Genomic DNA, 22,637 nt, shown 5'->3' with positions numbered 1-22,637 from the left:
AAGACGCAATAAATTGCGTCTCTACACATGCGCTGGCTAAGACAATTACCCAAAAGCACAGTCTTCCGTAAAGACGCAATAAATTGCGCCTTGATGAATGGGACTATACAATTGTTTTTCTACTATTGATTTGCCTTACTAGCTCGAGACTCTTCGGTGGCGGTCTTACGTTAGAGAGCAGCTCTGCTTGGGTAATTCCTATCGAGAAATAGTGTAGCGTAGGGTGTTGCTTCTTTGTAGGAAAGCCGTCATAAGGGTGATCAATTGCGATGTATGGACGCTTGCAAGAGGTCGTCGGCTGACACTTTCCGTTAGAGAAAGGTTGGGTAATCATATATTTTGAAAAATATTTTTTAGCACAGCTCTTGAGTTGCTGGTGATAGGGCGTCTCCGCAACAGGAATAAGAGAGGGGAGTGGCGTGGTAGAGGTAAAGTTTGTTGAAGAGGCGTATGAGGACGATTCGTTCTCACAAGGTATACCCTCATTAGGAGATTCTTCTTCATGAGCAAGAGGTACTTCCTTAGATAGTTGTTCTTCATGAGCAAGAGATAGCTCATCATCAGTCCATAGAAAAGGAGCGAAAGGCGACACGTCTTCCTCCTCCTCTTCTTCCTCAAAGGAAGTATAGTCGGCTACGTTTATTACCCTTCGTTCTTCTTTCATCACTTTTCGTTCTTCTCTCCTATGCCCAAGCTCCAAGTTTTCGCTGGCTTTACTATTCACCCACATACCCAGCTCCAAGTTTTCGCTGGCTTTACTTTTTACTTTTTTCTCATTATTTTTTCTAGCTCCTTCCAAACGAATGATCAAACGGATAGCGGCAATACTTTGGTTAATGGTAGGAATTACCACCTTGCCATTGCAATCAATCGCCTGACGGCGTGCGTATGTCCAAAGTATTTCTAAAGCCTCTTCCATAAGTTAAAAGTTCTCAGAAGTCAGTTTTCAGTTTATTGCGACTAACGATAAATAACTATGGGCGAATTGCTCCTATACTTTGCTGCCACAGCTTCTGCCCCCATAACTGACCTCTGAATGTGGTGCAAAGTTACGATAATCAGAGCGGCAAAGTCAAGGAAACGCTATGTGAGAAGTAAGAATTTATACAATAAAAAATAAAGTTAAGTATTTAAGAGATTTAAAGTTTTTCCTTGACAAAGCTGCTGACCGTTAGGCGGTGTACACCAAGAATACGCCCAATAGCTGAGTAGGACACTCGCTTGTCCAGCAGCTCCTTGATACGTTTTTCTTGTCCTGTGAGTTTGGTTTTGGCTGATTTGCTTCCTTTGGGGCGCCCCAGTACTACCCCTTCTGCTTTTTTACGCGCTAAAGCCTCTTTGGTGCGTTGGCTGATGAGGTTACGCTCAATCTCAGCAGATAGTCCAAAGGCAAAGGCTAGTACCTTGCTATTGATATCGCTCCCTAAGCGGTAGTTATCCTTGATTGTCCACACCTGAATATCACGGTTCATACACTCATTGAGCACTCCCATAATCATTAAGAGGTTACGCCCTAAACGGGAGAGCTCCGAACAGATAAGAATATCACCCTTTTTCATACGTTTGAGGAGTTTGCCGAGTTTTCTATTCTCCACTCTTGTCATCCCCGAAATAGTTTCTTCTACCCAAACATCAATAGTTAGGCTGTTTTTCTCACAGAAATTACTAATTTCAAAACGCTGGTTTTCTACGGTTTGTTTATCGGAGCTTACCCGAATATATCCATAAATCATTGTATAAATTAATTTGATTAAACTCATAAATATAATCAAAAAGAATAAAACAATGATGGGCGTTTGTTTTTGACAAATCTATCAGAAGTAACTGGAAAACGTTGGGATGCTTTTGAATTTAAAAATAGAAAACTAAAATTAGGAGATGGAAATTATCCTAATAAAACATTGAAGCATTTAGCGTATTTATTAAAAGGACAAAGTATTACTTCAAATGAAATAGAAAAAGGTGATTATCCTGTAATAGCAGGAGGACAAATAAGTCCTTATACTCATAATCGTTATAATTTTAAAGGAAATGTCATTACTATAAGTGCTTCAGGTGCTTATTCAGGATATGTTTGGTATCATAATTATCCTATTTTTGCTTCAGATTGCAGAGTTGTTTTTTCAAAAGAAGAATCAGAGATAACAACTTTATATTTATCTGAAATATTGAAGCTAAAACAAAAGGAAATTTACAATTTGCAACAAGGAGCTGGACAACCTCACGTGTATGCAAGAGATTTGGAAAAGATAAATATTCCTATTCCTTCTCTACAAAAACAAAAAGATATTACTAATAAAATTACAGCAATTAGAGAAGAGGCTAAAAAACTACAATTAGAAGCTATTAACACATTAGAAACAGCAAAAAGGAATATTGAGCAAATGATATTAGGTGATTAATTACCTAATATCATTTGCACCACTTCTTGTTTGCCTTTCTCTAAGCACTCTTCCCCTTGTTCCATTAATATATTAGCTTTACTTCGTATTTGTGAGATATAGGTAGCTATTTCATTTTGCTTTTCTAAAGGAGGAACTACAATAACTACTGTAGCTAATTCTTCTAAATTAATATTTGCTCTTGCTACAGGTCTTTTCAATCGATTAAGATTTAATTGACCTATACTTGAATTTATTAATTCTTTCATATATTCGGGATTAATCTCTTGTTTTAAACGTATTAAAGCTATAGCTTGATTAATATTTGCCTCTATATTATCTAAATAAATACCAACTCGTCCAATTGTAGCTCCTACAATAGCAACTATTAAATCATTTTTTTTTAATTGAGATGATTTCATAATTGTATTATGAATTTTAGGCTTTAAATATAATAATTCTTCAAAATTTAAATTTCCATTTATATCAATATTTCCACTCCTAATAAATGGAATTCCTTCCCTAATATTTGTATAAGAATCTCCTCCTGATAAAGGAGTTATGCCACTTGTTATTTTTTCAGATATATCTTTTAACTTACAAATAGGATATTGAGATTTTTCTATTAGAGAAAAAGCCTTTTTAAAAGATTCTTTATAAAAATATGGGTCAATTCTTTTTCCAGTTACTTCTGATAGATTTGTCAAAAACAAACGCCCCTTTTTTACTAACGGATTATCATTGTCTAAGTTATAGCTATTGTTTTTATCATTGTTTTGCGGTAAATGCTCTTCTTCTTTGGGTAGTGTAATACCTAACTCTCCTAAAAGATAATCGTCAATACTATCTAACAACTTTTGAGCTTCAGCTTCTTTTTGCTGTTTTTCAGTATAGGCTTTCTCATATAAATCAACTATTTGTTGCTGTATTTCTAAAGGAGGAAGAGGAATTAGTAAATTAAGTAGAAAATCTTTTGAAACCCTTTGTTGTCCTGCACTTCCTCCAAAAAAGTTCATAGCTGTTTTTAATATGCGTTTATCTCTTAGAATGAAATGAATATATTCAATTAGAATAGTATTTGTCTTGCAACGAATGATGAAAAATTCAGTAGAACCACAAGCATATCCATTTATTGTATTTCTAACGATAGCTGACTTTCCATTTTGCATACAAGGAGTTATTTTTGCCCATATAAGGTCATTTTCTTTAAATTTTGTATATCCTTTTGTTTCCTCTATTTTCTTTGTGTATTCAACATCAATGATTCCTAAATTTTGATTTATAGCTTCCATAGGAATAAATGTAATATCTTCTTGTTGTTGAATATTACTAAATGTTGTTGTTGGGTTTATAAAAGCTAAATCAGCTAACTTGAATAATGGATATATCTTACTTTTAAAATGAAAGTTATTAGCATATATATTAGGTGATAATTTCCCTATAAGCTCTGAACGATTAACAATAAAAACCTTATTAGGATCTATATTTTCTGATAGTTTAAACATATAAAATATTACTTTGAAGGTATACCATAGTTTTTATTCAATATCTCTAAAATATTCTTTCTCGCTATTTTAGATAGACTAATATTCAGACAACTTTTTTCATAATTATGATAAGTATCATTAGCATAATCTGATTTAGGAGAAGCTGAAGATTTTTCCCTAAAAAGGAGTGTAGGTTTTTTCAAGGCTCTTGCCCAGCCAGTCTCATATAGTACATTTGCATTATTATCAGATATATCAGCAATGAAAATATGACAATTCTGAATTTTATTTATAATATCTTGTATCTGGTCTTGAGTTTCTCCTTTATTTTGCATTATAGGATAAAGAGAAATCTTTACTCCGTAATCTATACTTATTTTATTGATTACATCTCTATATATTGTATTATATTCTTCAACAATGTTTGGATCGCCTTGAAAATAAGGCATTGCAACAAAAACCTTTATTTCTTTCTCTACTATTTTGTCAAATATTTTAATAATACTCTCTGCCTTGATTTCTTTAATATCAAAAATATGATTTTCAATTACCCAGTTTTTAAAAAATTCAAATTTACTTGTATTATCTGTAACTTTGTAATATAAAAATGCTGTGAGGAGTCCAAAGCTTGAATTATCCTTTAACTTTTCATTTTCTAAATACAGAACATCGATACATTTTAATGCATCAAGAACATCATCAACTATATGGTCTGTTTCATTGCTGTTTTCTAATAATACATTAAAAATTTTTATGCAGTAAGTTCTGTACTGATTTGAAATAATATGTTTGATGCCGCTAAAATAATCAGCCTTCATTTTATCCATCAACTCTCTTGTTTTAATTCCAGCTTTTCCTAAAATTATCTCTAACTCGGTATCTGGAAAATTATTTTTGTCATCAATGATTACTTTTAAATTTTCTTCTGACGTTAATGGAATTGTTTTAGTGTTTATGTTGTGAAAAAATATTTTAGTTGCCTTGTCAAAAGTTTTTGTGTCTTGAGTTTCGATTAACCTATCTCCATCATAAAATTCTTCTCCTAAAATAATACAAAAAGGCGCAACCATTCTCTCAACCTTATCAGCAGTAGATGTTTCTGCTGCTAATAACCTATGGTTGCCATCAATTCTATGAAAAGGTTTAGAATTAATATATTCATCAGCAATAATAAGCTCAATAATTTTTACTCCTTCATCAGTTGGTGAATTAAAAATTTTCTTTATTCTTATTTCAACATTATCTTTATTTGATTTATATTTATTTCCTGATTGAATAGTTATTAAAGGACTATTATTTGATTTTTTAACAGAATCGTGTCTAATTTTATAGCTTAAAATAATCTCAGGGAAAAACAAATATGTTTCTGTTTCTAAAAAAGTAATAATATCATCTCTTCCCTCAATAGGTTTTCTTTGATAGTTATAATCTGCACAAGAAATTTGGGCTAATTCTTTAATAGGAGCAAAACCTCTGATACATAATTGTCCACTAAGTGAATTATCTAATATACCTCGTATTATCATAGCTTATTTATTTTCAATGAATTTTATAAATCGTTCTAATTCTTCTCCTATGACCTCCAATTCGTTTACGGCAGTCTTTTTACCAGTAGCATCATAACCTATCTCTTCGGCTATTGCCATAAAAATAGGGTAGTCCTTTAGCTTTTTCTGTTTCTCTGTTAAGAAAGCATCTTGCAATTCCTCTTTAAGATTATTTATTTTTTCAGAAAACTCTTCTTGTATTTCTTTCTTCTCCTCAGCCATAAGAGGGGCTAACCCTTTTTTATCAAGAGAAGGGTATTTTTCTTTATATTGTTTTTCAAGGATATTTATAGCCTGCTTTTTCTCTTTTTCTAATTGTATTATTTTCTCTTTGTACTGATATGAGGATAGTAAGCTATGTTTTGAATTTTGCTTTAAGTCCCTAATTTGCTGTGTTTCATATTCAGTGTATTTTTTTAAAAATAATACCGAACTTTTTACACCTGCCCCATTAGCTGAGAAAGCCGTTTGAGGCATAGAAATTACAGCAACTATTCTAAAAATTTCTTCTATATGATCACGTACATATTGCAAAGAACTATTGGTTAAAATACCATCGGGAATAACAATAGCTAGATAACCTCCTGCTTTTAAGAAGTTATAACATTGTTCAATGAATAAGACTTCAGTACTTTGGTTTTCACGTACGGTTTCAGGAGCTGATTTTACAGTTAACCAATCTTCTTCTTTTTTACCTAATTTGTATTCTTTCAAATAAGCTTTTTCTGTCTGGCGAACTATACTACCAAAAGGGGGATTGGTAATGATAAAATCAAAATGATTGTATTTAAAACCTTTGTTTTCCGTGTTTCTTTGAATTTCTTCAGGGCTTAAGAGCCCATCAGAAGTAATCACATTGGTATGTCCGTCATCGTGAATAATCATATTCATTTTGGCAGCTCTCGAAATCTGTTCATTAATTTCTATACCATACAAATTCTTTTCAGCAAAGTCATGCCAATGGCTAAAATGCTTGGGATATTGTTTTATATTTGTTTTATAATTAGGATACCATTCATCAGCTTGCTGTCTTACTTTATTAAGAGCATATAATAGAAAGCCTCCACTACCACACGAGGTATCCAAAACAAGAGATTCATTTGTAATAGGTAATACATCAACAATAAATTTTACAATTTCACGAGGAGTAAAATATTGACCAAAATTGCCCCTAAAAAAAGAATTCATAAAGGTCTCAAAAGCACGTCCTTTGGCATCCAAATCAGTTTCACCAATATTAATATCCTGTAAATATTCTACTACAGTTCTGACTTTTTCAAGAGTAAGACGAATATTATCTCTAAAAACTTCAGGATCTTTTTTTCTTCCCTCTTCATACAATTCCTTTATTCTATTAAACAAACGTTTGTTTTCCTCTTCCTGAATAGATTTTTTCAGCTCGTCTTCACCTAATTTTTCAAAATTCTTAATTTCAGAAGCATCAACTGTGATAATCTGAAAATCATAAGGTTGTCCTTCTTTTCTATCTTTTTTCTCATCCCAAATTTTACAAAATATAAGTTTATCCAGTTCATCAAAAGCTTCTGAAGGATTGAGTTGTCCTCCTCCCCAAAGAGCATCATGTGCCCTTTTAAAGCGATTGGTAAGAGCTGCTTGTTCAATAGTTTGTAAATCAAAAAAACTTTGCTTTCCCTCACTTTGTTTTATAGATTTAGCATCATATACAAATTTATAATTAGCTAATTTCTTTACCCCAAATTGAGGAACATCAGGCAGTGTAGTTTTTGAAGATTTACTTTTATCTACCTCAAAGTATTGATTTTTGTCAGATGATGTTACCCAAACATATTTTACATCGTTGGGCATTGCATAAGCATAGCTATAAGCTTGTTTAATAGCTTGCTCAAATTCTAAATCTGAAATATCAGCTTTCTTACATTCTACTAAAATATGAGGTTCTGTACATTCATCATCATTATATACTACTATATCAGCCTCTTTTGTCTCTACGCCCATTTTTACAGGAACAAACATTTTAATTCGTTCAGGCTTATAATTATACTGAGTAACTAACAAAATAAAAGCTTCAGCTTGTACCCTTTCTTCAGGATTGGTGAAGTTTCTACTTTTATTCTGATGAATATATATTATTGTCTTTTCATCTTCTGAAACAGAGATGAGGTTTCTTTTTATACCTTCTTGTATGATTCGATTCATAGAATGTTGATTTTTATTTTTGGTGAAGACCAATTATTATATTAGTTTATAGACTAATTAGTTTCATTATTAAGCCGCTGCAAAGATACTACATTTTCGCCATAAAATCAAGGAAATAGCAGGAGAGAAGTAAGAATTACACAATAAAAAAGGTTGCCCAAAAGAGCAACCTTTTTCTTAAAATAGACTTGGGTATCTATTATTAAAACTTGTAAGTTACGCTTGCATTGATATTGCGTGGTGCTCCAGGGAAGGAACGCAGTTTGTCGTAGCCTCCTACCCAATGGGTTTGGTTCAGTACGTTGTTGAGGTTCAGTTGGAGCTGTATTTGGTTGATCTTGTAGTAGAGTACTGCATTGACCAAACCATAACCAGGGTATACGGTGGTGTTGGTACGGCGACCTACTTGTCCGTAGCGTTCGGTAACAAAGTTGTACCCTGCTCCGAAGCCTAAATGTTTGAGAGGCCCTTCAGTAATGATGTACTTTGTCCAGATATTCCCTGAATGGCGTGGTGTGGAGGGGCGTTGCATGTCAAAGTCTTTCTCATTGTTTTGAGCGGTCTTGGTGATACGGGCATCTATATAGGCATAGTTGGCCAAGATACTCCAGTTAGGGGTGATTTCTCCTGCGAGGTCAAACTCGAATCCGTTGGACTCTTCTTCACCGATTTGCATTTTTAGGTCAGGCTTGCCTATCACAGCAGGAAAAGCATCGTATAGGGAGTTCTGCTGGATAATCTTGAACACGGAAGCGGTAGCACTTAAGCGATTATTGAACCAATCTGTCTTGACACCCATCTCATATAGTTCGCTATATACAGGGTCAAATGGTCCTCCATAGCGATCAGGGTCGGACTGTATGGCAGCTGTTTGAGGTTCGAACCCTTTCATCCAAGTCGAATAGAAGTTGATATTATCATTGGCGGTAATGACCAAACCTACACGAGGAATGAGAGCTTGTTGTTCTATCTTTTCCCCATTGTTTTCCTTGTAGTTGATATAATCCTTAAAGAACTCCTTGCGTAGCCCTAAGAGCAGTTTTACGATACTTACTTCCAATTGCTCTTGTAAATAAACCCCATGTGAGGTCTGTAGGGTAGGTTTGGTATTTCCTGAAGTAAAGATATATTTGTTGGTTTCTTTCATTACGTTACCTGTGGTAGGCTTGTTAAGGTCAAACACCGCCACATTGGTAACAGGATTATTATTAGCATCCACTACATAAGTGTTGAGCCTAGCGGGGTTAAAGGTAGTGGTAGTCTTTCCATTCTTAAGCAAATAGCCTCCTGCGGTAAGTTGGGATGCTCCAGGGAGGAGTTCTACTTGGAAGTAGTCATAACCTACCAAAAGCGTATGTTTTACCAGACCTGTGGTAAAGTTATAGTTGAAGTAGTTGTTAAAGCTATTATTGCGGAAAGTACGTTGTCTTAGTAGTGCCTGCATGAGGATTTTGGTAGGATCACCTGTATTTGCCTTGCCTTGCTGTTGCATATAGTAGCTATTGGCTTGGTTGTGTTCCCTAAGGTCTTCACTATAAGACGAGTTTAGGTAGGTACTATTGAAGGAAAGATTATCGGTAATCTTATGGGTAAGCCCTAGGCTTATGTTCATTTGGGTTTCCCTAAGAAAATCATTGGTCGCACTAAGGGAACGAGTGATAGGTACAGAGTAGAGGTCAGCATCACCGAATATAGTCTGCCCACGATCTACCTTACCGTCCAAGCGATAGTAGGTTATATCCACATTGAAGCGGGTTTTCTCATTAGGAATAAAGGAGAAAGAAGGGGCTATGGTCAGTGTATTACGTCCTTGTAAATCGCGATACCCATCCGTAGTTTCATAACCGAGATTGAGACGATAGAGTAGGCTTTTGCTCTCGTTCAAGGGACCAGTGAAGTCGCCATAGGTCTTGAGCGTACCCCAGCTACCGGTATTAACAGAAACGGTATGTAGGCGCTGCAAGAGTGGTTTTTTAGTAACACGGTTGATGATTCCTCCAGGGGCAGCATTCCCAAAGAGAGCGGCAGCGGGGCCTTTGATGACTTCCACACGCTCTATATTCGCCAATGAAGAAGCAGACCAAAGGCTGGTTTGGGCACGCATCCCATTGAGTAAGTTCCCCGAGTTGCGGTTTCCTGTAGTACGAAAACCACGGATGCTAAAGTCGTTGTAGGTGGTGTATTGGCTTACCCCACTGACATTCTTTACTACATCATTCACCGTGGAGGCACCTTGGTCAAGGATGACCTCTTTGGTTACATAGTTGATGGTTTGGGGGATGTCGCGAATTGCAGTGGCTGTCTTGGTTCCAGAGAAGGAAGAGGTGTTCTTATAGGAACTTTCTCGGCGCCCTATGATTTCTACCTCTTGGAGCTGTTGAGCTTCCTCTTGTAAGGAGACATTCAGGTGGGTATGGGTGCCCGATGGGTTCGGGGTTACCTCAAAGACTTGCTTTACAGTTTGGTAACCCATGGAGCTAAATACAAAAGTCTGCTTGCCAACAGGGACACGATGTACTTCATAGAGCCCTTTTTCGTTGGTAGAAGCTCCCTTGGTGGTGCCTTCTAACACGATACTTACCCCTAAGAGCGGGTTGCCCTGTGTATCGGTAACACGTCCGCGTACTATGATGGCTTCTTGAGCCAGTAGTGTGGGGATACAACCCAAAAGCAATCCCCATAATAATAGATATTTACGCATATACAAAATGGTTATTTAAACTAATTTAAAATAATAATTTCAGGCTGCAAAAATAATACATTCACATGAATTATTAGTTACGAAAAAGTTAATTAATCATGAATCATTCATAACTCGTCATTAATTTCGTACTTTTGCATGTTTGTAAACTTTCATTCAATGATAAAGGTAAAAACAAGAGAACAAATAGAGATTATGTACGAGAGTGCACAGGTGGTCTCTCGCACCTTAGGCATGTTGGCCAGTGAGATAAAACCTGGGGTAACTACCTTATACTTAGACAAATTGGCAGAGGACTATATTCGTTCTCAGGATGCCAAGCCTGGATTCTTAGGGCTTTATGGTTTCCCTAATACCTTGTGTGTAAGTCCCAATGCCCAAGTGGTACATGGGATTCCCAATAATAAACCCCTGCAAGAGGGAGACATTATCTCGGTGGATTGTGGAGCTTTGAAGAATGGTTACTATGGTGACCATGCCTATACTTTTGCTGTAGGAGAGGTAAGCCCAGAGGTAGCACAATTGCTGAAGGTTACCAAAGAATCTCTTTATTTGGGGATTCGTGAGTTTAGGCTCGGCAATAGGGTAGAGGATGTGGGTTATGCTATACAGACCTATTGCGAAAAGCATGGCTATGGAGTAGTACGTGAGCTGGTAGGACATGGAGTAGGTACCAAAATGCACGAAGATCCAGAGATGCCTAACTATGGCAAGCGAGGCAGAGGAAAGAAATTTGTAGAGGGGATGGTGGTAGCCATAGAGCCAATGATCAATATGGGTACTAAGAATATCAACCAGTTGCGTGACGGTTGGACGATTCTCACCCGTGATGGTAAGCCTTCTGCACACTTTGAGCATGATGTAGCCCTTATTGATGGTAAGCCTAGGTTGCTTTCTACCTTTAAGTATATCTATGAGGCTTTGGGGATAGAAAGCCACGAGGAGGACGAATTCTTGTATAAATAATGCGACTGATAAAAACGATACTCAACACCCTACCACGTCCTTGGCTGATTCGTGCCAGTTATTGGGTGAGGCCACTCTTGAGCTTTTATTACAAGGGGGATCGCTATACGGATCCTATTGATGGGCGTAGCTTCCGTACTTTTCTGCCTTATGGCTATGGAAAGGTACGAGAGGGAGTACTCTCGCCTTCTACGCTTTCGCTGGAACGACATAGGTTGCTGTGGCTGTATTTGCAGCGGAAAACTTCCTTTTTCTCCGCTCCGCTCAAGGTACTTCATATAGCTCCAGAACAAGCGTTTTATAAGCGTTTTAGGCAGCAGCCCAATTTGGAGTATATCACCTCCGACCTCTATTCTCCATTGGCCGATGTGAAAGCAGATATTTGTGCCTTGCCTTTTGAGGATGAACAGTTTGATGTAATACTCTGCAATCATGTTTTGGAGCATATCCCTGATGACACCCAAGCTATGAGGGAACTTTATAGAGTGCTCAAGAAGGGCGGTTGGGGGATCTTTCAAGTGCCACAGGAGATAGAGCGGGCAGAGACCTTTGCCGATGACTCTATAACCGACCCTAAGGAGCGAGCGCGTATTTTTGGTCAATATGACCATGTGCGCATCTATGGTATGGATTATTTTGACAAGCTCCGTAGTATAGGCTTTTCAGTGTTGCCCTTACCTTGTACGGAGGTCGCCACAGACGAAGAAATAGAAAAATACCGATTGGTAAAAAATGAAATACTCCCTATCTGCTCTAAGTAGAAGGGAGTATTAAGGTAGAGGCGCAATTTATTGCGCCTTTTTATATGGTTTATTCTATACAAAGAAAACAATCAGTAACTGGGCGACCATAATACGCAAAAAGGTCGTAAGTGGATAGATACTGGCATACGTAAGGGCAGGTACATCAGAGCTTGTCATGTCATTAGCAAAAGCCAATGCAGGAGGGTCTGTGGAGGCTCCTGACAAAAGTCCACAAGTCTCCAAGTAGTTGAGCTTCCCTTTCCAGCGAGAGAGCCATGCGGTTACAATCAGTGGTACTAAGGTGATAATGGCACCTAGTCCCATCCACAAGACACCATCGCCCTCGGTGAGGGTGCTGATAAAGCTCTTTCCTGCATCCAAGCCCACACTTGCCAAGAAGAGAACAATCCCTATTTCTCGTATCATGAGGTTAGCACTTTGGGATACGTAGTGCGTAACAGAAAGTCTTCCTCCGTAGCGACTGATAAGGATAGCCACGATAAGAGGGCCTCCTGCCAACCCTAATTTTACAGGTACAGGTACTCCAGGGATATGGAAAGGAATACTGCCGACTAAGACCCCTAAGGTAATTCCTAAGAAGAGTTCCGCTATATGGGGTGTACTAAGACGTTTTTTAGAGTTTCCAAACTCTTTGGTAGCTATCTTTAGTTGCTCTTCACTGCCCACGATGGTAATGGTATCACCAAATTGCAACTTGGTATCAGGAGAGGCGACAAACTCCATCCCTGCTCTATATACACGAGTAATGGTAACTCCAAAGCGTTCGTATATATTCATCTCGGACAGCTTCTTGCTATAAGCCTCTTTTTGAGTCACATTGATACGACGAGAGATGAGTTTTTTATCCTTAGTATCTTCTGGGAAGTATTCTTCAGTCTTTACTGATGCCCCAATGAGGTTGCTTAATTTTTCACTATATTGCTTATCTACGACAAAAAGAATAATATCTCCCTTGTGCAAGGTGATATGGTCATTGGCCAAGATCACTTCTCCATTTTTAAAAATACGAGAGCAGATAAAGTTGAAGTCTAAAGTCTGGTGAATAGCACTAAGCTTTTTACCAAAAAGGGCTGGGTTTTCCAGTTCAAAAGCCACTCGTACAATAGTGGAATGTTCTCCACGATGGCGGAAACTGTGTAGGCGCTTTTCAGTCTCTATATTAATTTTGAGGAAGGCTTTCATGCCGAGCATCACAAGAATAATCCCCAAGACCCCAAAGGGATAAGCTACCGCATAACCTGTGGAGAGTACCGAGTCGGATATTGTAGAGCCTAAATCGCTCAGTGTAGCCTGAGCAGCTCCCAATCCAGGGGTATTGGTAACCGCCCCAGACATAATACCGACCATAGTGGCCATATCTATTCCTGTGATGTAGTGAATAGCAATCACTGAAAGCATACACAGTGATACAGCCAATACTGCCAAGGCATTGAACTTAATCCCTTCCCGCTGGAAGGAGGCAAAGAAACCTGGACCTACTTGTAGTCCAATGGTATAAACGAATAGAATAAGCCCAAATTCTTTTACAAAATGCTGTACATGAGCATTGATCGTAAAACCAAAATGGGATGCCGCAATACCTGTAAAGAGTACACAAGCGATACCAAAGGATATCCCTCCTATGCGGACTTTTCCAAGTGCTACCCCTGCAGCAATTACTATACTATAGATAATTACCGTGTAGGCGACACTTTCATGATTGGTCATTAAGTTAAAAAACCAGTCCATAATTATAATTAGTTGATGAGTCGATTCCTCAATTTGCCGATCTGTCAATTAAGTAATTGCCAAATTGTCTCATTAGCTCATTGGCTAGTCTCCTTTCTCTTTGGAAAGAAATCCCTTATCTAAGCTATTAACGTCCAAGGCATTGGCAATGAGTTCTTCATTCTCAGCGCGCTTCCTATATATGTCGATAGCAGTATATACAGCCTCACGGAAAGAGCTTTCATCGGCTATGCCTTTGTCGGCGATAGCGTAGGCAGTGCCATGGTCAGGGGAGGTACGCACTTTGGAGAGTCCGGCTGTGAAATTGACACCTTTGCCGAAGGACATCATCTTGAAAGGAATTAATCCCTGGTCGTGGTAAGGGGCGATGATTCCGTCAAAGTGTTTGTAGTCTGAGACAAAGAAGCTATCGGCACTATAAGTACCAAAGACTAAAATACCTTCCTTGTAGAGCTTTTGTATCACAGGGTGTATGATTCTCTCTTCTTCGTTGCCTATAACCCCTTGGTCACCACAATGGGGATTGATACCCAATACAGCTATTTTAGGACGAATAATACCAAAATCTATACGTAAAGAAGCTTCCATCAGGCGGATTTTCTTCTCTACCAGTTCCTGATTGAGGTGCTTTACCACATCCTTTAGCGGAAGGTGATCCGTAAGAAGTCCCACACGAAGCTCATCCGATACCATGAACATAAGGCTATCGCCCTCCAGTTCTTGAGCTAAGTAGTCGGTATGTCCGGGGAAGTGAAAGTTCTCGGACTGGATATTTTTCTTATTGATAGGGGCTGTAACGAGTACATCTACCGATCCTTCCTTTAGGGCGGTTACAGCAGCGGTAAGCGAGTCCAAAGCACACTGACCACTCTCAGGAGTGGGAGTGCCCAGCTGGATAGCAGGAAGCTCCCGCCATATATTCATTACATTGATTTTGTGGTCAATAATAGAGTTTAGGTGTACAATCCCATTGTAGGCGAAGTCTATCCCAAACTGTTTTTTTCCAAAGGCAATAACCTTGTTAGATGCAAAGAGTACAGGCGTACAGAAGTCCAACATGCGTTCATCGGCAAATGTCTTCATTACCACTTCCAAACCTACTCCATTGAGATCCCCTATGGAAACTCCTATACGAATATTTGTTTTTTCGCTCATTTTTTTGTTAATTTGCATCGCATTTCAGCGCGTGCGTTTGAAGGTGCAAAAATACGTAATTTTATTGAAAATGTTTACAGGAATTGTTGAAAAAATTGGTAGCGTGGCAAAAATAACTTCCCAAGGGAAAAACCGCCACTTTTTTATAGAAAGCGAGCTTGCCGGTGAGCTTAAGATAGACCAAAGTGTTGCCCATAACGGAGTATGTCTTACAGTGGTAGGAATTGACAACAATGTCTATGAGGTGGTAGCCATTGATGAAACGCTCCGAAAGACCTCCCTAGGCACTTGGCAAGTAGGGGACAAGGTCAATCTGGAACGCGCCATGAAACTCGGTGATCGCTTGGATGGGCATATTGTGCAGGGACATGTGGATCAGACAGGTGTCTGTCACTTGATTGAGGACGCTCAGGGCAGCCGTGTCTTCACCTTTCATTATGATCCTTCCTTGGGGAATATGACTATAGAGAAAGGGTCTATCACTGTCAATGGAGTAAGCCTTACGGTGGTAGGTTCACAAAAAGGAGCTTTCTCCGTAGCGGTGATTCCTTATACCTATGAGCATACTTGTTTTCATACCCTTAGGGTAGGGGACAAGGTCAATTTGGAATTTGACGTCATAGGCAAGTATGTCTTGGCAAAGGTCGGGGCTTTAGAACTTAAAATCTAACGATTATGAAAAGAATATTTATTAGTTTGTTTTTCCTGCTCTTCTCAGGGACTATGGTCGCACAAGATGGTTTTTTTATGGGTTTGGGAGTAGGAGCGGCGTTCCCTTTGGGAGAGAATCAGCAGGCGGGGGTTATGCTAAACCCTATATCGGTGAGCCTACAGCTAGCAGATGAAGGGAGCTTTTTGGGACTTACTGCAGGCTTTTTAATGGCTACAAAAAGTCAATATCCTGTCCACTATCAGCGAGACACAGGAGAGAAAAAATACGTCTATGACTATGCAAAAGGAACGTTTTCTTCCACTCCTATCTATGAGCATTTTACCTCCGAGAAGAATAGCCTCTCAGGTGTATTTGTTCTTTTGGAATACTCTTATCCTTTCTTTGAAAATGACTACTATCACCTTGGTGCTTTGGCTTCTGTGGGAGGTTGTGGGGTAAGCTTCACACCCAAGTATGAGGGACTAAAGGATAGAAAAGACTTGGATAAGAACGAGAAAACGCGTATGGTCTTCGCCTTAGGTGTACAGAATACCTTTGAGCTGGAACGGCATATCGTACAACTGAGCCTTCAGTATTTTTTGCAGAACCCGACCCTCTCAGGAGTAACCCCTTCTCTTAGAGGTAATTATTTCCTGATGAGAGTCACTTTCTCTGGAAGATGGTGGTAGTAATTAAGGTAAAAAGTAAAAAGTAAAAGGTAAAAATAACTAATCCCTAAAACCTAAAACCTAAAAGAAATGACAAATCAAATTCCCCAAGAATGGAACGTGTACAGAAGCTGGCTTGATGATGATCCAGCGGTGTTCCGATTGAACTTAGCTCTTGATGAAGTAGCTCCTTTGGAAGGTTTTTCCTATTGTGTAAGGATTACAATAGAGCTAAAAAATCCTGATCAAAATGGTTTTTCTACCAATGAACGTCCTGAAATCTATGCCATAGAAGACAAAATATTCCGTCCCTTGCAGTCCGATAAGGATATATTGGTAGCGGTGCTTACTGGGCGGGGTGAGGTTACTTGGTATTTTTATTCACAAGCACCTGAGGCTTTGCAAGAACGCTTAAGTGCTACTTGGGATAGTAGCATGGGTTACTCCTATCAGGTGGAGAGCTCCGAGGATAAGTCCTGGAATTTCTTCCTAAAGGGCTTGTATCCCAATATTTACGAAAAGCAGACTATCTATAATAGGGAGATACTTTATGCTTGTCAAGAGAATGATGACCAAGTGGAGGTGCCACGCCCTATAGAGCATTGGCTTTATTTTGATACTGAGCAGGATATGCTTAGTGCTATAGAAAAAGCAGCAGCTTTGGGCTTTACTGTGTATAGTAGTAAAAAAGTAGTACCAGAGGAGGGCAAGGAGGAGCAGGAGGACTTGGGTTATTGTCTGATTCTCTCCAAGGAAAATACACCTATTGATATAGATGGCGATACTTGGGACTTGATAGATATCGCCTTGGATACACACGGGGGTTATGACGGCTGGGAAACCATTTTAGTAAAAGAAAAAACAAATTAATTATACCAAATCAAATGAAAAAGATTATTTATATTCTGGTAGCATCATTGCTTGTAAGCTGTAATTTTTTCAAATCTTCTTCCTCTGAAATGACAGAAGAACCTCCTATCATAACAGAAGATGAAGCAACACAAGAGAATACAGAAGATGATTATATCCCTAATATTCCCGATGGAGTAAGTGATATTGCCTTCAAAAGAGAGAAAGGGGAGGCAATCCTTATGGGGGATACTATTGCTACTTATGATAAAAAAGGGAAATTCTTGGAGTATCGCATGGATCTGGATCGGAAGTTTGTTACGATCAAGGCAATTTCAGAGCTAATGTATAATGATACCCAAGAATATTGTAATGAGTATCATTTTGTAAAGGCCGAATTGCCCAATGGAGAACCCCTTATTCTCGACGGAAGGCGTGTTTATAAGCTCCAAGAGAAGCCTTTTGAAAAAGTTTTCGATGCTTCACAGGCAATTCGGATTTATCGGACAGAATATTATGGACAACCTATCTTTACAGATGAGCTTACAGGCTGTGACTCTCCTTTTGACCCTGTAGTATTGGTCTCTATAGATGGCTTCAAGGGCTTGGTTACTTTGGAAAAAAATGATATCGCTCATCAGGTATTTAATTATGATCATTCTTCAAGGAGAAAAGTAGATTTTTTAGAATTTTGTAATGGCGATGGTTGCGGAGACGAAGTACTTAATGCACAACTAACTTCAGATGGAATCGTGCTTAAAATGCATAGAAATTTCCAAGATGGTTATACTAATTATAAGATACTTTTGACCAAAGAAGAACAAGGGTATAAGGCTACTTACTTGGACTACCCAGAGCCTTCCTATGACGATTAAAAATTTAAGGAATAAAAGTATATCCTATTCTCTCCAAGGAAAATACGCCTATTAATATAGATGGTGACACTTGGGATTTGATAGATATAGCTTTGGATACACACGGGGGGTATGACGGCTGGGAAACCATTTTAGTAAAAGAAAAAACAAATTAATTATACCAAATCAAATGAAAAAGATTATTTATATTCTGGTAGCATCATTGCTTGTAAGCTGTAATTTTTTCAAATCTTCTTCCTCTGAAATGACAGAAGAACCTCCTATCATAACAGAAGATGAAGCAACACAAGAGAATACAGAAGATGATTATATCCCTAATATTCCCGATGGAGTAAGTGATATTGCCTTCAAAAGAGAGAAAGGGGAGGCAATCCTTATGGGGGATACTATTGCTACTTATGATAAAAAAGGGAAATTCTTGGAGTATCGCATGGATCTGGATCGGAAGTTTGTTACGATCAAGGCAATTTCAGAGCTAATGTATAATGATACCCAAGAATATTGTAATGAGTATCATTTTGTAAAGGCCGAATTGCCCAATGGAGAACCCCTTATTCTCGACGGAAGGCGTGTTTATAAGCTCCAAGAGAAGCCTTTTGAAAAAGTTTTCGATGCTTCACAGGCAATTCGGATTTATCGGACAGAATACTATGGGGTAGGAGTCTTCGATGAGGATGGGCTTACTGGTTGTGAAGCTCCTTTTGATCCTGTGGTATTGGTTACTATAGATGGTTTTAAGGGACTAGTTACTTTAGAGAAAAATGATTTCGCTCTTGAAGCCTTTGGGTATGACCATTCATCAAGAAAAAAAGTAGATTTCTTTGAACTTGCTGAAAATGAAGGATTTGGTGATGAAGTGAAAAAAGCAGCCCAAACCCCCGATGGGATTGTCCTTACTATACACAGAGATTTTCAAGAAGGATATACCGATTATAAAGTACTCATAACCAAAGAAAAAGACACGTATAGAGCCGTCTATTTAGATTTTCCTGAAACAAAATATGATGAGTAATGGATGTAGATTTCAAACAGAAAAAACTCCAACAACATAAGAACCTTGCCTCAGGGCTTTTACTACTGATGTTAGCGCTCTATATAACAGCGGTTATTTGCCAGCGTAAAGCACCCCAGTGGAGTTGGGTGGGCTATCTGAAGGCTTTTTCAGAAGCGGCTATGGTGGGAGCACTAGCGGACTGGTTTGCCGTGGTAGCACTCTTTCGCCGTCCTATGGGGCTGAATATCCCACATACCAATCTCATTGAGGCTAGAAAGAATGATATAGGTGAGAACTTAGGGACATTTGTGGTAGAAAACTTTCTAAAATCACAGCAAATACGCCCTTATATTGCTAAGATCAAGCCTTCTTCCTTTCTCTTAGATTGGCTTTCCAAGGAAAGTACTCCTGCTCAGCTAACGACTTTCCTTCAGGGGTATCCACTTCATACCAAAGCCAGTACGCTTTTGGTGCAATTCTTGAAAGAACATAAGCATGAGGGCTTACTCTCTGAAGCACTTAAGAAAGTAGCTACCTATCTTGATACACATCGCCAGATATTGGAACGACAGATTGACGACCAGTTTCCCATGATTGTCCCTGCTTTTGTCAGAGAAGCCATAGCCGAAAAGGTGGCTGAGGGACTTTACCAATATATACTCAAAATGGCACAGGAACCTTCCCATCCTATTCGAGCAGAGATTACTGGGGAGCTTTATGACTTTGCCCAAAGGCTAGATACGTCCCAATGGCAGCAACAACTAACAGCTTTACTCCAAAAGGGAATCGCGCACCTTACCGAGGAGCTACGAGCCAATATGGCGCTACAATCTCAGATAGATACTTGGCTGCAGAAGATTGCCTATCAGTTTGTTTTGAGAAACAAGCAGGAGGTAGGTCGCCTTATTTCCGCAACAGTAGCACAGTGGGAGGGGCGTCAGCTGAGTGAAAAATTGGAATTGGAGGTAGGTAAGGACTTACAATTTATCCGTGTCAATGGTACTTTAGTAGGGGGATTGGTAGGGCTAATAATTTACTTTATCACTCAGCTTTTCTAAAAGCCAAATTTTGACTATCTTTGCACCCTGAAAAAGAGTCTTATATGAATTTTGAATTACTATCTACAGATGCCACCACTCATGCTCGAGCAGGGCGTATTACCACTGACCATGGTGTGATAGAAACACCTATCTTTATGCCTGTGGGAACAGTGGCATCTGTAAAAGGGGTACAACAGCGAGAGCTTGCCCAAGATATCAATGCCGATATTATCCTTGGAAATACATATCATCTCTACTTGCGCCCTACGACTTCTATATTGGAGCAGGCAGGGGGCTTACATAAGTTTATGCACTGGGACAGAAACATCCTTACCGACAGTGGGGGGTATCAAGTATATTCTTTTTCCAGTACCCGAAAGATAAAGGAAGAAGGAGTACGATTCAAAAGCCATATTGACGGCTCTTATCACTTCTTTTCTCCTGAAAAATCTATGGAGATTCAGCGCAGCATAGGGGCAGATATCATTATGGCCTTTGACGAATGTACGCCCTATCCTTGCGAATATGCCTATGCCAAGCGTTCTATGCACATGACACATCGTTGGTTAGACCGCTGCATAAGTTACCTAGAGGAGAATGCACCTAAGTATGGGTACAACCAGTCTCTTTTCCCTATTGTACAAGGGTCTGTATATACTGACTTGCGCCGAGCCTCTGCTGAATATATAGCATCCAAAGGGGCTGATGGAAATGCTATCGGAGGACTTTCCGTAGGAGAGCCTGCCGAGAAGATGTATGAGATTACTGAGATTGTTTGCGATATTCTCCCCAAGGATAAGCCTCGATACCTTATGGGGGTGGGAACGCCTATTAATATATTAGAGAACATTGCCTTGGGAGTGGATATGTTTGACTGTGTGATGCCAACCCGCAATGCACGCAATGGCATGCTCTTTACCGCGCATGGTACCATTAATATAAAAAATAAAAAGTGGGAAAACGATTTTTCACCTATTGATGAAAATGGTTATACCTTTGTAGATACTTATTATACCAAGGCTTACTTGCGCCATCTCTTTGCTGCTGAGGAGTTCTTGGGCAAGCAGATTGCTACCATTCACAACTTGGGCTTCTACCTATGGTTGGTACGTGAGGCAAGAAAACATATTTTACAAGGCGATTTCTCCCAGTGGAAAAACCAAATGGTCAACCAGATGAATAACCGTTTGTAATCCCTGTGTAAACTTGACAAGGAATGAAAATAATTGACCGATACATACTTAAGCGTTATTTCCTGACGTATTCCGCTCTCTTCCTAATGTTTATTCCCATTGGTATTTTGGTGGATTATGCCGAGAAGAACCAGAAGATGACAGAGAACAATGCCCCTACTGAGGCAATATTGAAGTATTATGCCAACTTTGTGGTGCATTTTGCTAATATTCTCTTTCCTATCTTCCTTTTCCTTTCGGTGATATGGTTCACCTCCAAGTTGGCTGAGAAAACGGAGATTGTGGCTATGCTCAGTTCTGGGATTTCCTATAATCGTTTCTTACGTCCTTATTTCTATGGGGCTACGATACTTTCAGTCTTTGTCTTGCTGATGGGTATGTTTGTAGTACCTTATTCCAGTGGAGTATATAATGAGTTTTATGGCACCTATCTCTCCAAAGGTCTCTATTCCAAAGGAACTAAGCTATATAACCAAATTAATAAGAACGAGTATATCTATGTGAGTAGCTTTGATGCTAATGAAAATCAAGGGGATAACTTTGTCTTAGAACGCTTTGATGGGCTTACTATGACCGATAAGATCACAGCCAGCACTATCCAGTGGATAGAGAAAGATAGTGTAAGGACTTATAGGCTCTATGACTATACTCATCGCAAAGTAGGGGAGCGAGATGATATCTATGAACAGATTTATCAGAAAGACACCCTACTTAATTTCAAAACAACCGATCTACTCCCCATAGAATATGCCGCTGAGACTAAGAATTTCTTTGAACTAAAGAAGTTTATCGCTCAGGAGCGACAAAAAGGTTCGCCTAATATCCGTATTTATGAGTTGGTGTATTACCGTCGTTGGGCAGCGATATTCAACGTATTTATATTGACTATCATAGGAGTAGCCGTTTCTTCAGTTAAGAAGCGAGGGGGTATGGGGGTCAATCTGGCCTTTGGGGTGCTCATCGGTTTCTCTTATGTGTTCTTTGAGCGTGTCTTTGGAATCATGGCGGAGAAGTCAGGGATTACCCCCCTTATGGCGGTGATTATTCCCAATGCGATATTTGCCCTATTAGCCGTCTATATGATACGAAAATCAAGGAGGTAGACTCAGTGGTCAGAGGTTAGAAATATAGAAATAACAAAAAACTATAAAATCATGAAAAACTATCTACTATTTCTAGTAAGTATTTTATGTACCTCATGCTTGGTTTCACGTATGTCAAGACCAATTATTACAGGGCGGGTGTTGGATTACCATGGGAATCCTATAGAACACTGCCAAGTAGGAGAGGTCTTTACCGATGAGCAAGGGTATTTCAGACTTCCTGAACGGAGGTACCATGAATTTACTTTTATAGGCTTTGAAGCACCTCCTGTACATGTAAATGAACAGGTCAATAAGCAAGGTTATGAACCTGATTTCATTGTAATGTGGAATCGCTATGGTGGTGGAGACTCTAA

At 38.9% G+C, this 22,637-nt stretch carries 19 protein-coding genes and 2 pseudogenes; 13 read left to right on the top strand and 8 right to left on the bottom strand.

Translation table 11 applies throughout. The features are described from left to right. Positions 1 to 103: 103 nt before the first annotated feature. Together Q0625_RS06495 and Q0625_RS06490 are read right to left on the bottom strand one after the other, a co-directional pair. Complete coding sequence (locus Q0625_RS06495) at positions 104 to 919, bottom strand: hypothetical protein (protein WP_298824794.1); 816 nt, start codon at positions 917 to 919, stop codon at positions 104 to 106. Positions 920 to 1,139: 220 nt separating this feature from the next. Continuing rightward, positions 1,140 to 1,733, bottom strand: coding sequence for a master DNA invertase Mpi family serine-type recombinase (locus tag Q0625_RS06490; RefSeq protein ID WP_298824791.1), 594 nt, complete (start codon positions 1,731 to 1,733; stop codon positions 1,140 to 1,142). 63 nt (positions 1,734 to 1,796) lie between these two features. Between Q0625_RS06490 and Q0625_RS06485 the strand changes: the two genes are divergently transcribed. After that, complete coding sequence (locus Q0625_RS06485) at positions 1,797 to 2,402, top strand: restriction endonuclease subunit S (protein WP_298824789.1); 606 nt, start codon at positions 1,797 to 1,799, stop codon at positions 2,400 to 2,402. On the opposite strand, the gene Q0625_RS06480 is transcribed toward Q0625_RS06485, so the two are convergent. The 4 genes from Q0625_RS06480 to Q0625_RS06465 all read right to left on the bottom strand — a co-directional run bounded on the left by Q0625_RS06480 (position 2,399) and on the right by Q0625_RS06465 (position 10,294). After that, on the bottom strand, positions 2,399 to 3,886 hold the full coding sequence (locus Q0625_RS06480) for a restriction endonuclease subunit S (protein WP_298824787.1): 1,488 nt from the start codon (positions 3,884 to 3,886) through the stop codon (positions 2,399 to 2,401). The genes Q0625_RS06485 and Q0625_RS06480 overlap by 4 nt on opposite strands. Before the next feature lie 8 nt (positions 3,887 to 3,894). Beyond that, positions 3,895 to 5,394 carry a hypothetical protein gene (locus Q0625_RS06475; protein ID WP_298824784.1) on the bottom strand — a complete coding sequence of 500 codons (1,500 nt, stop codon included), beginning with the start codon at positions 5,392 to 5,394 and terminating at the stop codon, positions 3,895 to 3,897. A 3-nt stretch (positions 5,395 to 5,397) separates the two neighbouring features. Beyond that, entirely contained in the window at positions 5,398 to 7,593 is a 2,196-nt protein-coding gene (locus tag Q0625_RS06470; RefSeq protein WP_298824782.1) for an N-6 DNA methylase, read from the bottom strand. A 202-nt stretch (positions 7,594 to 7,795) separates the two neighbouring features. After that, positions 7,796 to 10,294 carry a TonB-dependent receptor gene (locus Q0625_RS06465; RefSeq protein WP_298824780.1) on the bottom strand — a complete coding sequence of 833 codons (2,499 nt, stop codon included), beginning with the start codon at positions 10,292 to 10,294 and terminating at the stop codon, positions 7,796 to 7,798. Positions 10,295 to 10,453: 159 nt separating this feature from the next. Here Q0625_RS06465 and map point away from each other — a divergent pair, with 159 nt between their 5' ends. After that, complete coding sequence (gene map, locus Q0625_RS06460) at positions 10,454 to 11,260, top strand: type I methionyl aminopeptidase (RefSeq protein WP_298824778.1); 807 nt, start codon at positions 10,454 to 10,456, stop codon at positions 11,258 to 11,260. Further along, positions 11,260 to 12,021: a class I SAM-dependent methyltransferase gene (locus Q0625_RS06455; protein WP_298824776.1), complete on the top strand. Its 762-nt coding sequence runs from the start codon at positions 11,260 to 11,262 to the stop codon at positions 12,019 to 12,021. The genes map and Q0625_RS06455 overlap by 1 nt, the downstream gene beginning before the upstream one ends. Before the next feature lie 54 nt (positions 12,022 to 12,075). On the opposite strand, the gene Q0625_RS06450 is transcribed toward Q0625_RS06455, so the two are convergent. Together Q0625_RS06450 and pdxA are read right to left on the bottom strand one after the other, a co-directional pair. Further along, complete coding sequence (locus Q0625_RS06450) at positions 12,076 to 13,752, bottom strand: putative transporter (RefSeq protein WP_298824773.1); 1,677 nt, start codon at positions 13,750 to 13,752, stop codon at positions 12,076 to 12,078. 84 nt (positions 13,753 to 13,836) lie between these two features. Next, positions 13,837 to 14,907 (bottom strand): 4-hydroxythreonine-4-phosphate dehydrogenase PdxA, encoded by a 1,071-nt coding sequence (gene pdxA, locus Q0625_RS06445; RefSeq protein ID WP_298824769.1) that lies wholly within the window; start codon positions 14,905 to 14,907, stop codon positions 13,837 to 13,839. 70 nt (positions 14,908 to 14,977) lie between these two features. Here pdxA and Q0625_RS06440 point away from each other — a divergent pair, with 70 nt between their 5' ends. The 10 genes and pseudogenes from Q0625_RS06440 to Q0625_RS06395 all read left to right on the top strand — a co-directional run. After that, positions 14,978 to 15,577: a riboflavin synthase gene (locus Q0625_RS06440; RefSeq protein ID WP_298824766.1), complete on the top strand. Its 600-nt coding sequence runs from the start codon at positions 14,978 to 14,980 to the stop codon at positions 15,575 to 15,577. 5 nt (positions 15,578 to 15,582) lie between these two features. Continuing rightward, positions 15,583 to 16,248 carry a hypothetical protein gene (locus Q0625_RS06435; protein ID WP_298824763.1) on the top strand — a complete coding sequence of 222 codons (666 nt, stop codon included), beginning with the start codon at positions 15,583 to 15,585 and terminating at the stop codon, positions 16,246 to 16,248. 69 nt (positions 16,249 to 16,317) lie between these two features. After that, complete coding sequence (locus tag Q0625_RS06430; protein ID WP_298824760.1) at positions 16,318 to 17,097, top strand: DUF695 domain-containing protein; 780 nt, start codon at positions 16,318 to 16,320, stop codon at positions 17,095 to 17,097. A 14-nt stretch (positions 17,098 to 17,111) separates the two neighbouring features. Continuing rightward, positions 17,112 to 17,951, top strand: a complete 840-nt coding sequence (locus Q0625_RS06425; protein WP_298824757.1) for a hypothetical protein — start codon at positions 17,112 to 17,114, stop codon at positions 17,949 to 17,951. Between the two features lie 26 nt (positions 17,952 to 17,977). Further along, a pseudogene (locus Q0625_RS06420) lies at positions 17,978 to 18,106 on the top strand (DUF695 domain-containing protein); the annotation flags it as partial. Between the two features lie 14 nt (positions 18,107 to 18,120). Then, a complete protein-coding gene (locus Q0625_RS06415; protein ID WP_298824754.1) occupies positions 18,121 to 18,963 on the top strand; it encodes a hypothetical protein in 843 nt (280 codons plus the stop codon). Then, positions 18,963 to 20,003, top strand: coding sequence for a DUF445 domain-containing protein (locus tag Q0625_RS06410; RefSeq protein WP_298824751.1), 1,041 nt, complete (start codon positions 18,963 to 18,965; stop codon positions 20,001 to 20,003). Before Q0625_RS06415 ends, Q0625_RS06410 begins: the two co-directional genes overlap by 1 nt. Before the next feature lie 44 nt (positions 20,004 to 20,047). After that, entirely contained in the window at positions 20,048 to 21,178 is a 1,131-nt protein-coding gene (tgt, locus tag Q0625_RS06405; protein WP_298824748.1) for a tRNA guanosine(34) transglycosylase Tgt, read from the top strand. Between the two features lie 23 nt (positions 21,179 to 21,201). After that, complete coding sequence (locus Q0625_RS06400) at positions 21,202 to 22,281, top strand: LptF/LptG family permease (RefSeq protein WP_298824745.1); 1,080 nt, start codon at positions 21,202 to 21,204, stop codon at positions 22,279 to 22,281. Positions 22,282 to 22,332: 51 nt separating this feature from the next. After that, positions 22,333 to 22,637 (top strand): annotated as a pseudogene (locus Q0625_RS06395) (carboxypeptidase regulatory-like domain-containing protein); the annotation flags it as partial.

Source organism: uncultured Capnocytophaga sp. (genome assembly GCF_938029845.1).
In the GTDB taxonomy this organism is placed as follows: domain Bacteria; phylum Bacteroidota; class Bacteroidia; order Flavobacteriales; family Flavobacteriaceae; genus Capnocytophaga.
This window is presented reverse-complemented; position numbering and strand designations above follow the sequence as displayed.

Bases quoted from the DNA above. Each gene is read 5' to 3' on its own strand.
- Q0625_RS06495 (WP_298824794.1), bottom strand. From the start codon at position 919: ATGGAAGAGGCTTTAGAAATACTTTGGACATACGCACGCCGTCAGGCG.
- Q0625_RS06490 (WP_298824791.1), bottom strand. From the start codon at position 1,733: ATGATTTATGGATATATTCGGGTAAGCTCCGATAAACAAACCGTAGAA.
- Q0625_RS06480 (WP_298824787.1), bottom strand. From the start codon at position 3,886: ATGTTTAAACTATCAGAAAATATAGATCCTAATAAGGTTTTTATTGTT.
- Q0625_RS06475 (WP_298824784.1), bottom strand. From the start codon at position 5,394: ATGATAATACGAGGTATATTAGATAATTCACTTAGTGGACAATTATGT.
- Q0625_RS06470 (WP_298824782.1), bottom strand. From the start codon at position 7,593: ATGAATCGAATCATACAAGAAGGTATAAAAAGAAACCTCATCTCTGTT.
- Q0625_RS06465 (WP_298824780.1), bottom strand. From the start codon at position 10,294: ATGCGTAAATATCTATTATTATGGGGATTGCTTTTGGGTTGTATCCCC.
- map (WP_298824778.1), top strand. From the start codon at position 10,454: ATGATAAAGGTAAAAACAAGAGAACAAATAGAGATTATGTACGAGAGT.
- Q0625_RS06455 (WP_298824776.1), top strand. From the start codon at position 11,260: ATGCGACTGATAAAAACGATACTCAACACCCTACCACGTCCTTGGCTG.
- Q0625_RS06450 (WP_298824773.1), bottom strand. From the start codon at position 13,752: ATGGACTGGTTTTTTAACTTAATGACCAATCATGAAAGTGTCGCCTAC.
- pdxA (WP_298824769.1), bottom strand. From the start codon at position 14,907: ATGAGCGAAAAAACAAATATTCGTATAGGAGTTTCCATAGGGGATCTC.
- Q0625_RS06440 (WP_298824766.1), top strand. From the start codon at position 14,978: ATGTTTACAGGAATTGTTGAAAAAATTGGTAGCGTGGCAAAAATAACT.
- Q0625_RS06435 (WP_298824763.1), top strand. From the start codon at position 15,583: ATGAAAAGAATATTTATTAGTTTGTTTTTCCTGCTCTTCTCAGGGACT.
- Q0625_RS06430 (WP_298824760.1), top strand. From the start codon at position 16,318: ATGACAAATCAAATTCCCCAAGAATGGAACGTGTACAGAAGCTGGCTT.
- Q0625_RS06425 (WP_298824757.1), top strand. From the start codon at position 17,112: ATGAAAAAGATTATTTATATTCTGGTAGCATCATTGCTTGTAAGCTGT.
- Q0625_RS06415 (WP_298824754.1), top strand. From the start codon at position 18,121: ATGAAAAAGATTATTTATATTCTGGTAGCATCATTGCTTGTAAGCTGT.
- Q0625_RS06410 (WP_298824751.1), top strand. From the start codon at position 18,963: ATGGATGTAGATTTCAAACAGAAAAAACTCCAACAACATAAGAACCTT.
- tgt (WP_298824748.1), top strand. From the start codon at position 20,048: ATGAATTTTGAATTACTATCTACAGATGCCACCACTCATGCTCGAGCA.
- Q0625_RS06400 (WP_298824745.1), top strand. From the start codon at position 21,202: ATGAAAATAATTGACCGATACATACTTAAGCGTTATTTCCTGACGTAT.